This window comes from Glycomyces dulcitolivorans, from assembly GCF_003265355.1.
In the GTDB taxonomy this organism is placed as follows: domain Bacteria; phylum Actinomycetota; class Actinomycetes; order Mycobacteriales; family Micromonosporaceae; genus Glycomyces; species Glycomyces dulcitolivorans.
This window is the reverse complement of record NZ_QFRW01000085.1, coordinates 1-10,564: the sequence shown is the minus strand read 5'-3', so window position 1 is coordinate 10,564 and position 10,564 is coordinate 1. Positions and strand designations below refer to the sequence as shown.

Here is a 10,564-nt window from a genome sequence, read left to right as displayed (position 1 = left end):
ACGGCCCCGGCCCGCAGCGATGCGGGCCGGGGCCGTGGCGTTCCCCGGAGGCGGCCGCTAGGCGGCCACGGGGGCGGTTTCCTGGTCCGGGACCTCGACGGCCTTGACCCGGGCCCGCACCGCGCCGATCGTGAAGAGCAGCACTCCGGCCGCGAACCAGGCGGCGAGGACCCAGACCGCGGCCTGGCCGCCGCTCCCGTCGAAGTAGGCCGTCGAGCGCAGCAGGGTCGCGCCCGCGCCCGGCGTCAGGTACTGGCCGACCTCGCCCCACGGCGCCGGCAGCAGCTCGGGGGCGCTGGTCAGGCCCGAGATCGGGTTGCCCAGGAGCATCACGACCACGGCGCCGACCGCGATGCCGGCCGAGCCGATGAGCTTGCGCAGGCCGAGGATGAACCACGAGGTCGCGGCCGCCGCGAGGGTGATCGCCGCGGCCACGGACAGGTAGTCGCCGTCGATCGATTCGAGGACGTACAGCAGGATCGCCGCGACGCCGGCGCCGACCGCGATCGGCGCGAGGACCCCGGCGGCGACCTGGCGGCCCGAGCCGCGCACGGCCGAACCGATGAGCACGGCGATGATGATGCCGCCGGCCGCGAGCGGCAGGCCCGAGGCGGCGAGCCCGGCCCCGTTCGGGTCGTCGGCCGGGAGCGCGACGAGGTCCTCGACGGTGACCTGGACGGTCTGGCCGCCGGCCTGGCCCATCTGGGCCGCGATCTGGTCGGCGATGCCGGTGACGAGGCGCGCGACCGTCGGCGAGGCGGCCGAGGCGGTGTAGACGGTGATCCCGTCGGAGGCGATCTGGAGGGCGGCGTAGACCTCGCGGTCCTCGATGAGCGCCTCGGCCTCGTCGGCGTCGGCCGCGGCCGTGACGTCGAAGCCGTCCGGCTCGGCCGCGTCGAGCTGCTCCTGGACCTGCGCGGCGGCCTCGTCGGGGCCGATGACGGCGATCGGGACCTCGTTGGGGCCCATGCCGGCCGAGGGCCAGGCGAAGGCGAGGGTGATGGCGCCGACGATGAGGGCGAGACCGGCGCTCAACCCGATCACCCGCCCGATCGGGGTGCGCTCGGGGGTGGTTTCCATGATGGTTTCCAATCATCCGTAAGATACGGGCCGTATCTTGACAGTCCCAAGCCAACATAAGAAACCATCGGTATCTAGGGGGGTCGCGTTGCAGCGCAAAGGTGCGTCCAGACGTCGCGGCGAGGCGCTTGAGCTGGCGATCCTCGAAGCCGTGTGGGCGGAGTTCAGCGAGTTGGGCTACCTGGGGCTCACCATGGAGGGCGTCGCGAAGCGGGCCGGCACGAGCAAGCCCGTGCTGTATCGGCGCTGGTCGACGAAGGTGGAGATGCTCATCGCGTGCATCGCGAACCGCATCCCGCAGGCCGAGTCGGTACCGGACACCGGGTCCCTGCGCGGCGACATGGTCGCGTTGCTCACAGTCGCGCGCGAACGCATGTCCGTGATCGGCCAGACCGCGATGCTCGGCATGCTCACCGAGGTCAGCAAGGACCCGGAGGCGCGCGAGGTCCTGCTCGGCGGGCTCGCGAACGAGCTGGTGAACATGGTCTACCAGGTCATCTACCGGCGCTCGATCGAGCGCGGCGAACTCACTGAGGAGCAGCTCACGCCGCGCCTGCTCAGGCTCCCGACCGACTTGGCGCGCAACGAGTTCCTCCTGTTCGGCACGATCTCCGACGAGGCGGTCACGAGCATCGTCGACGAAGTGATCCTGCCCGCGCTCCGGGCCCGCGGCGCCTCCGTGTAGGGAAACCGGCGTAACGTGGGCGACAGCCGGGGACCGGGACGCGAGCGGGGGCCGCCACCTGGTGTAACCTGGCTCGCGGTCATGCTCCCAGGGCGTGCGTACTGCTCGGGTCCTGGTAACGTTGACAGGCGCTCGGAGTGCCCTCTGCCTCTGATGCGATCAATGAAGGAACCAAGCAATCACGAAACTGAGGGTTCACGCGTGGCGAACATCAAGTCCAAGGAAAAGCGCATTCTCACGAACGAGAAGCGCCGCATCCGCAACAAGTCGGTGAAGTCGTCGCTGAAGACTTCCGTCCGGAAGTTCCGCGAGGCCTCCGCCACCGGTGACGTCGCCGCCGCAGAGACCCACCTGCGCGCCGCCAGCCGCGAGCTCGACAAGGCCGCGACCAAGGGCGTCATCCACAAGAACCAGGCCGCGCAGCGCAAGTCGAAGCTCGCCGCCTCCTTCAACAAGCTCTCCGCCGCCGCCTAACCGCGAGCCAGGCGAAGACCACAAAGCTTCAGAAGGCCCGGGGCCAACGGCCCCGGGCCTTCGGCATACCCCGATCCCCCAAGCCCGGCACGGCCCCACAGCCACCGCGCCCTGTCACACCCCTCGGGCACTATCGATTCGGGGGCGGCTCGATCCGGCCGCGCCCGGCTCTCGCCGTGCCCGTCAACCGTGCCGGTTCAGCGCGCCCGCGACGACGTCGTTCAGCTTCACCATGGCCGCCACCGCGAGCGGCAGGATCAGCACGACCCACCACGACACCAGCTCCGTCAGCGCCATCAGCACCGCCAGCGCGACCGACCCCTCGAACAGCAGCACGCACATCAGGTTCGACAGGTAGAGGTGCTTGAGCCCGAGCGCCCGCGCGTACCAGGACCTGCGGGGGCGGCTCACCCGCCCGTGCCGGTACTCAGACACGGCTCCTCCCCGCCGCGCTCAACCGCGTGATCTGGAGGATCGCGTGCTCCAGGGCCCAGCCCCGGTCATCGGAGCCGCCCTTCACCTCGCCGTTGAGCCGCGCGCACACCTGCATCGCCTCCGCGAGCGCGTCGGCGGTCCAGTTGCGGGCCTGCTTGCGGGCCTTCTCGATCTGCCACGGCGCCATGCCGAGCTGCCCGGCCAGCTGCGCCGCCCCGCCCCGCTCCGAGGCGACGCGCGACAGGTTCCGCACCGCCATCGCCAGCGCGTCGGCGATCGGCACCGCGTCGACGCCGACCTGCATCGCCCAGCGCAGCGCGCCGAGCGCCTCGGCCGCGTCGCCGGCGATCGTCGCGTCGGCGACGGCGAACCCGGAGACCTCCGCGCGCCCAGAGTAGTACTGCGCGACGCTCTCCTGGGTGATCTTCCCGTCCGTGTCGGCCACTAGCTGCTTGCACGCCGAGGCGAGCTCGCGCAGGTCCGAGCCGACCGCTTGGATGATCGTGTCGGCGATCTCGGCCGAGGCCGACCGCGGCGACGCCCCGGCGTCGCGCAGTTCCCCGCGCACGAACGCGACCCGGTCGGGCTGCCGCTTGATCTTCGAGACCCGCACGGGGTCGAGCCCGAGCTTCTTGAGGCCCTCCGACAGCGCCTTGCCCTTGTTGCCGCCGTTGTGGCACACGGCGAGGTAGATGTCCGGCGCGGGCTGCTTCGCGTACGCGAGGACTGCCGCGATGGTGTCCTTGTCGACGTCCTGGCCCGACTCGATGACGCCGACGACCGCGCCGCCGAACAGGGTCGGGCTGGTCAGCTCGTTCAGCGCCCCCGCGTTCAGGTCGACGCCGGCGATGCGGTTGACGGCCGGCGCGGGGTCGTCCCCGGGCATCTCGGCGCGCACCGCCTTGACGTACTCGGCGGCGGCCCGCTCGGCGAGGAATTCGTCGTCGCCCAGGATCAGGCGGATGGGTTCAGGTGCAGCCACGGCACCATCCTCCCATGCCGCGCGGGTCGCTCAGGGCCGCGACCGGTCCGGCGCTTTCCTTACAGTGCCCGCCTCCTGACGATGTGTACCGACTCGCCCCGGCGCATCCGTCTCCCAATCACCCGAACGGCGTCGTCTGGTAGTCGTTCGCTCACATCAGTCCTCGGTTCTCACCTCGATTCGTCCTCCGTTCTGCGACAGGGTGATCCGTCCGTCCTCGTCCGTCCGGAACACCAGCGCGCCGCCGTCCTCCAGGAGGCCGAGCGGCCCCGGGTCCGGGTGGCCGTACTCGTTGCCGGCCCCGACGCCGACCAGCACCACCGCCGGGTCCGCGGCCTCCAGGAACTCGCGCACCTGGAACGAGGACCCGTGGTGCGGTACCTTCAGCACGTCGACGTCGAGCGCCGCCGCGCGGTCCAGCAGCGCCCATTGGCCCTCCAGTTCCACGTCCCCCGAGAGCAGGACGCTCGTCCCGGCGACCTCGGCCCGCAGCGCGACCGAGTTGTTGTTCGGGTCCGACCGGGTGCCGCTCAACAAGTCCGGCGGCGGCCCCAGCACCTCCAATCGCGTCTCGCCGAACTCGAACACCTCTCCCGGCACCGCTTCGAGCAGCGGCACGGCCCCGGCCCGCTCTTCCACGAGCTTGAAGCCGTACTGCGCCTCGCCCGGTGGCGGCGCGAGGATCGCGGCGACCTCACGACCCTCCATGACGCCGCCGATCCCGGCGGTGTGGTCGATGTGGAAGTGCGACAACACGAGCAGCGCCACCCGCTCCACACCAAGCGAATCCAGGCACGCGTCGATGAGCGCCGGGTCGGGCCCGACGTCGACGACCACCGCCGCATCGCCCGCGGGCAGCACCAGCGCGTCCCCTTGGCCCACATCGCACATCGTCACGACCCACCCGGTCGGAGCGCCGCCGGAGAAGAGGCACGCCGGGACCGTCCCCAGGCCCGCTGCGAGGAGCAGCGCCAGCACTGCGCGTCGCAGCCGCCTCACCTGGAGCAGCCCGATCACGAGCGCGAGCACCACGGCCGCACCGATCCCCCACCAGACGCCGCCGGGAACCGGCAGCAGCGCCCCGGGGATCTCGGCGCCGGTGCGCGCCAGCCAGATCAGCCAGCGCGCGGGCAGCGCGGCCAGCTGCGACACGAACTCCCCCGCCGGGACCCAGACCGCCGCGGCGGCTGCGGCGCCGACCGACAGGACCACCACCGGCGCGGCCACCAGCGCCGCCAGCAGGTTCACCGGCACCGACACCAGGCTCACGCCGCTGCCGAGGCCCACCAGGAGCGGCGTCACCGCCACCTGCGTCGCCAGCGGAATCGTCACCGCCAGCGCCACGCTCTGCGGCCAGCCCCGGTGCTCCAGCGGCTTCGCCCACCGGAACGCCAACAGCAGCAACCCGACGCACGCCGCCACAGACAGCGCGAACCCCGCCTGCGCGGCCATGTCCGGGTCGACGAGGACCACCAGCAGCACCGCGGTGGCCAAGGCGGGCATCGCCGCCCGCGGCCGCCCGGCCGCGAGCGCCAGGAGCGTCATCCCGGCCATCACCGCCGCCCGCAGCACGCTCGGCTGCGGCCCCGCGACGACCACGATCACCCCGGCGGCCACCGCACCCGCGACCACCCGGGCCCGTGGCCCGGCCCGGCACGCGACGGCCACCGCGAGCACTGCCCCGACCAGCAGGCTCAGGTGGTACCCGGAGACGACCACCAGGTGCACCAGCCCGGTCGTGCGGAAGTCCGCCGCGAGCTCGGGGTCCATCATCGACGTGTCGCCCACCGCGAGCGCCGGGATCAGCCCCGCCTCCGGCTGCGGCACCGCCTCGACGGCCTCCGCGAGCCGCTCGCGCACATGGGCGGCGAACCGGTGCTGAAGCGCGAGCTCGCCTACGGGTTCGGGAGGCCCGCGGGCGCTGACGACCGCGGCCGTGAGCCGCCCGGGCTCCGCTTCCCGAAGCACCGCAGGCGCAATGACCCGCTGACCGGCATCGAGCTCCACCCACTCGCCGCCGTTCGCGACGAGCAGGACCTGCCAGTTCCCTTCGACGACGGCGTCATCGGTCTTGAACGAGCGCAGCCGCGCGGTCGCCGTGACCATGTCCGGCCAGCGCGTGGACTGCTTCGGTACGGTGTGCAGCACCAGCTCCGCCTCACCGTGCGCCTCTGCTGCGGTCAGCGAGGCGAGCCCGGCATGGTCGCGGGCGGCGACGTGCGCGGTCGTGACCCCGGAGCCGAGCAGGGCACCGAACGCGACCGTCGCCACGGCGGCCGCGATCCCCCGGTTGCGCTTGAGTCCCAAGACGACCAGCAACAGGCAGATCGCCGTCGTGGCCAGCCCACTGACGACCCCGCCGTACAGGCCCGCGAGCGCCGCCGCCCACACCCCGGCGGCCACCAGCGGCAGCCGCCAGTCCCGCCGCACCACCTCGGAAGGCGCGGGCCGCAGCATGAACTCGGCGCTCATGACGGAGCCACGTGCAGGAAGAAGCAGTCCCGGCATCGGTTGACGAAGCGCCGCAAGCCGTTCACAGGGTCACCTGCTCGCGGAGCTGCTCCAGCAAGGCGGACCCGATGCCGGAGACCTCGGACAGCTCGTCCACGGACTGGAAGCTGCCGTTGGACTCCCGGTACTCGATGATCCGCTCGGCGAGGACCGGCCCGATCCCGTTGAGGGCGTCGAGTTCCTGCGCACTGGCGACGTTGATGTTCACGAGCCCGCCCGAACCACCGCCGCTGGAACCACCGGCTCCGGGAACAGGCGCGCCCGACGCCGCAGCATCGGGCACCGCCACGAGGTCGCCGTCGGCCACGACCCGGGCGAGGTTGAGGTACCCGGGGTCGGCGCCTTCGGCGAGACCGCCCGCGGCCTCGATGGCGTCGGCGACGCGCGCACCGGTCTCCAGTTCGACGATTCCCGGCTTGTTCACCGCCCCCGCGACGGAGACGACGATCATCGCGGGCGCCTGCTCCGACGCCTCGGGAACCGTCACCGGAGCGGTGGCGGCCGGCTGGGATTCGGGCCAGGACAGGATCGTCACCGAGAGACCGACGATCGCGACCAGGACGCCGACGATCGCCAGCACCCACCGGTTCAGGTGCGAGAGTCCGAAGCGGTTCTGAAGGCGTTCGATGCGGTCCTCGAACCGCCGCGCTGGCGGCGCTTTCGGGACGGGTTCGGGCTGGGTCTCACCGCTGTCGGCGTCGACCGTCTCCTTGCAGACCTCGCCCTCGGCCGAGTGGAGTTTCAGTCGCAGTCGGGCGGTGAGGGCCTCTGATTCGGGTGGCTGTTCGCGTTCCATACCCGGGTCAACGAGCGAAGGTTACGGGCGTGACTGAGATTTTTCCGGCCTGTGGATAACTCAGGGCGACCTGTGGATAACCCGAGTCCGTGCAGGCGCCGCCTCAAAACGCGAACGGAGGTTCGCGGCATATCGGACACCCGGGGACCCCCCATTTCAAATCTACGCGGCACCACCGACAACCGTCGTAAGTCAAGACCGCCGACGCGTAATGACCCCGACCAGGCCCGGGCCGCAGTGCGCGCCCACGGCGGCGCCGACCTCGGTGACGTCCATGCGCCGCAGCCGGCCCTCGAAGCGCTCCTGGAGCCACCCCGCGAGGGCCTCGGCGCGCCGCTCGGTGCCCAAGTGGTGCACCGTCATCTCGACCTCGGCTTCGCCTGCATCGGCCACGGCCAATGCCGCCAGCCGCTGCAAACCGCGCGTCGGCGTCCGGACCTTCTCGATCACGTCGATGCGCCCGTCCTCAACGCCCAGAATCGGTTTCACCGACAGCGCGGTCCCGACGATCGCCCGAGCGGCGCTGATGCGGCCGCCGCGGCGCAGGTACTCCAAGGTGTCCAGGTAGAAGTACGTCGTGGTCCGCCCGATCGCCTCCTGCGCGGCCGCGGCCGCGGCCAGCAGATCGCAGCCCTTCTCGGCCGCCTCCGCGGCGGCGATCGCCGGGTAGCCGACGCCCATGCCGGCCCCGAGCGAGTCCACGACCGCGACCCGGCCGCCGAACCCGGCGGCGGCCGCCTCAGCGGCCGCCACGGTCCCGGAGAGCCTGCCCGACAGGTGCACCGAGACGATCCCGGTGGCGCCCTCGTCGAGCAGCCGCGTGTACGTGGCCCGCAGCTCCTCGGGCGGCAGGCCCGAAGTGGTCACCGTCTGGCCCTCGCGCATCGCGCGCAGGATGGCCTCGCCGCCGACGTCCTCGCCCTCGCGGTGCTCGACGCCGCCGATCAGGACCGGGATGCCGAGCACCGTCAGGCCCTGGTGCGAAGCGCGCAGCGCCTCGGGCAGGGCCGAAGTGGAATCGGTTACGACGACGACGGTCACCCGGCCACAGTACCTAACTCGCGGTCTCGGCCTCCGAGACCACGAACGGGGTCCCCTGCTGGCAGGTGGTCATCATGCCGGAGTCGACGGCGCCGTGCAGCGTGACCTCGGCGCCCGCGTAGACGATCGACGAGTCGTAGCTGCCGTAGATCCCGTACACAGTGCCGTCGTACTCCAGGATCAGGCAGCCGGACTCGACGCCTGAAGCGATCGTCCCGGTGATGGTCGTCTGCGAAGCCGACCCGGGTTTCGAGGAGTCCTCGAACGACGGCTCCAGGGAAGGGCTGATGTCGGGCACGGTGGTCTCCTCGCCGGTCGGGGTGGACGACTCGCTCGGGACGGCGGTCGTGGGGGTCGCCGAGGGGTCGTCCTCGGAGCCGCTCCCCCCGGCACCGCACGCGGTGAGGGAGGCCAGCATGAGTCCGCCGGTCAGCAGCCCCACGGCATTCGCGATTCGCCTGATTCGGGATGTATGCGTGTCCATGACGGTTTGACGTCTCCGGTCCCGGCGCGGTTGCACCACGACCGAAGCCTAAATCCCGGGGAGGGACCGGGTCCAGCACTCGGCGGCGAAAACCCGCTACCGGGCCAGCTGGCCCTTCGCGAGCGGGCTCGCCCCGATCGTGTGCGGAGCCGGAACGCCCAGGTTGTAGCCGAACATGCGCCACTTCCCCGACCGCATCCGGCGCAGGTCGGCCCAGTGCGCGTTGTCCAGCCCCGAGAGGCTGCTCGTCGGCGTCTGGTCCCAGCCGAGGATCCCGCCGACGATCTGCCGGGCGGAACCGCCGTGGCAGACGATGATCGCGGTCCCGTCGACGTCCGACTCGATGATGTCCCGCACGGCCTCGGCGGTCCGCCGGTGCAGTTCGTTCCACGTCTCGATCTCGGGGTGCTGCAACGGCTCTCCGCCGCGCCAACGCCGGTGGTCGTCGGGGAACTGGTCGGCGATCTCCGCGCCCGTCAGGCCCTCCCAGGGGCCGTAACCGCGCTCCTGGAGCCGCTTGTCCAGCTCGATGTCGATTCCGGTGAGCTCCGACACCGGCTTCGCCGTGTCGACGGCGCGCCGAAGGTCGGACGAGATGATCCGCGCCGGCTCGTACCGGGCAAGCTCAGGACCGGCCTCGACGGCCTGCGCACGGCCGGTCTCATCGAGGTCGATGTCCGAAGAGCCCTGGATGCGCCCGGCGATGTTCCACTCGGTCTGCCCGTGGCGGACGACGAGGAGCCGGTTCACCGCTCGTCCTCGACTTCGTCCCCGCCGACCTCGGCACGACGCGCGCGCTCGACTTCGGCCTGGTCGACGAACTCGATCTCGGGGCAGTCCTTCCAGAGCCCGTCGAGACCGTAGAACACGCGCGCCTCCTGGTGGAAGACGTGCACCACGATCTCGTTGTAGTCCAGGAGCACCCACTGCTCGCCGCCCTTGCCCTCACGGCGCAGGGGACGCGTGTCGTGCTCCTTGATGAGACGCTCCTCGACCGCGTCGACGACCGCGTGAACCTGCCGCTCGTTCGAGGCCGAGACGATCACGAACACATCGGTGAGCGCGATCTTCGAGGTGACGTCCCGGAGGTTGATGGCAAAGGCCTTCTTGTCGGCCGCCGCCTGGGCTGCTGAGAAGGCCAGGGTCTTGGCGGTTTCGCTTGCGGTCACGAACGCTCCTGTCGACGAGTCTCCACCGGCGCTCCGCCGGTTCAGCTCTAGTTTTACACGTGCGGTCCGACGCCGACCTCCCTGTTTCGCGCCGGTCGCTGTGCGACTCGTCCCAGCCGTCAGCCGCGGTACAGCCCGCGGTCCGCGATGAACTCCGCAACCGCCTCCGGCACCAGATAACGCACCGGCTGCCCGTCCCGCACTCGCTGCCGGCATTCGGTCGACGACAGGTCCACCGCCGGCATGTCGATGAACTCGACCTCGATCCCGAACGAGGTGTCGACCTCGCTCCGCGAATGCCCCGGCCGGTTCAACGCGATGAACTTCACGGCCTTCACCAGTTCCTCGACTCGGTGCCAGGTGTGCAGGTTCTCCAACGAGTCGGCGCCGATGATGAAGAACAGCTCGACCTCGCCGTCGTACTCCCCGCGCACATCGGCGACCGTGTCCACCGCGTACGTGGCGCCCTTGCGATCGATGTCGCAGGTGCTCACCCGGAACAGCGGATCAGATCCGATCGCGAGCCGCGTCATCTCAAGGCGCGCAGCGGCATCGGTGACCTTGATGTGGGCCTTCTGCCAGGGGTCGCCGGCCGGAACGAAGACCACCTCGTCCAACCGGCGCTCGAACGCCGCCTCGCTGGCAGCCACCAGATGCCCGAGGTGCGGAGGATCGAACGTCCCGCCGAACACCCCGATACGTCGGGCACCCTGGTCAACCACAGGCCGAATACTATCGCGCAATTCTGAATCAGGGCATGAGGAAAGGCCCAGTGCTTTCGCACTGGGCCTTTCCTCATATGTGTAATGTTTGGCGGTGTCCTGCTCTCCCACACCCCCTCGGGTGCAGTACCATCGGCGCTGGAAGCCGTAACGACCGGGTTCGGAATGGGACCGGGTGTGTCACT

The 10,564-nt window shown here is 71.0% G+C and carries 12 protein-coding genes and 1 rRNA gene; 2 read left to right on the top strand and 11 right to left on the bottom strand.

All coding sequences use genetic code 11. From position 1 onward, the window contains the following. Positions 1–57: 57 nt before the first annotated feature. On the bottom strand, positions 58–1,080 hold the full coding sequence (locus DI269_RS09360; protein ID WP_112135039.1) for a hypothetical protein: 1,023 nt from the start codon (positions 1,078–1,080) through the stop codon (positions 58–60). A gap of 88 nt (positions 1,081–1,168) precedes the next feature. Here DI269_RS09360 and DI269_RS09355 point away from each other — a divergent pair, with 88 nt between their 5' ends. Together DI269_RS09355 and rpsT are read left to right on the top strand one after the other, a co-directional pair. Beyond that, a complete protein-coding gene (locus DI269_RS09355) occupies positions 1,169–1,765 on the top strand; it encodes a TetR/AcrR family transcriptional regulator (RefSeq protein WP_198667278.1) in 597 nt (198 codons plus the stop codon). Positions 1,766–1,966: 201 nt separating this feature from the next. After that, positions 1,967–2,239, top strand: coding sequence for a 30S ribosomal protein S20 (rpsT, locus tag DI269_RS09350; protein ID WP_091053507.1), 273 nt, complete (start codon positions 1,967–1,969; stop codon positions 2,237–2,239). Positions 2,240–2,422: 183 nt separating this feature from the next. Here rpsT and DI269_RS09345 read toward each other — a convergent pair whose 3' ends face one another. From DI269_RS09345 to rrf, 10 genes are all read right to left on the bottom strand, one after another. Next, on the bottom strand, positions 2,423–2,674 hold the full coding sequence (locus DI269_RS09345) for a hypothetical protein (RefSeq protein ID WP_198667277.1): 252 nt from the start codon (positions 2,672–2,674) through the stop codon (positions 2,423–2,425). Further along, positions 2,667–3,656 carry a DNA polymerase III subunit delta gene (holA, locus tag DI269_RS09340; protein ID WP_112135037.1) on the bottom strand — a complete coding sequence of 330 codons (990 nt, stop codon included), beginning with the start codon at positions 3,654–3,656 and terminating at the stop codon, positions 2,667–2,669. The genes DI269_RS09345 and holA overlap by 8 nt, the downstream gene beginning before the upstream one ends. Positions 3,657–3,812: 156 nt before the next feature. Beyond that, entirely contained in the window at positions 3,813–6,128 is a 2,316-nt protein-coding gene (locus tag DI269_RS09335; protein WP_198667276.1) for a ComEC/Rec2 family competence protein, read from the bottom strand. A 61-nt stretch (positions 6,129–6,189) separates the two neighbouring features. After that, a complete protein-coding gene (locus DI269_RS09330) occupies positions 6,190–6,963 on the bottom strand; it encodes a helix-hairpin-helix domain-containing protein (RefSeq protein WP_112135034.1) in 774 nt (257 codons plus the stop codon). Between the two features lie 192 nt (positions 6,964–7,155). After that, positions 7,156–8,004 (bottom strand): DegV family protein, encoded by an 849-nt coding sequence (locus DI269_RS09325; RefSeq protein ID WP_112135032.1) that lies wholly within the window; start codon positions 8,002–8,004, stop codon positions 7,156–7,158. A gap of 13 nt (positions 8,005–8,017) precedes the next feature. After that, the gene (locus DI269_RS26945; RefSeq protein WP_157974862.1) at positions 8,018–8,446 is read right to left on the bottom strand and encodes a hypothetical protein; all 429 of its coding nucleotides are present in this window, start codon (positions 8,444–8,446) and stop codon (positions 8,018–8,020) included. A 138-nt stretch (positions 8,447–8,584) separates the two neighbouring features. After that, positions 8,585–9,238, bottom strand: coding sequence for a histidine phosphatase family protein (locus DI269_RS09315; protein ID WP_157974861.1), 654 nt, complete (start codon positions 9,236–9,238; stop codon positions 8,585–8,587). Next, positions 9,235–9,657, bottom strand: coding sequence for a ribosome silencing factor (gene rsfS / locus DI269_RS09310; RefSeq protein ID WP_112135028.1), 423 nt, complete (start codon positions 9,655–9,657; stop codon positions 9,235–9,237). The genes DI269_RS09315 and rsfS overlap by 4 nt, the downstream gene beginning before the upstream one ends. 119 nt (positions 9,658–9,776) lie before the next feature. Further along, complete coding sequence (gene nadD, locus DI269_RS09305) at positions 9,777–10,379, bottom strand: nicotinate-nucleotide adenylyltransferase (protein WP_112135026.1); 603 nt, start codon at positions 10,377–10,379, stop codon at positions 9,777–9,779. 86 nt (positions 10,380–10,465) lie between these two features. Continuing rightward, positions 10,466–10,564 (bottom strand): 5S ribosomal RNA (gene rrf, locus DI269_RS09300); the annotation flags it as partial.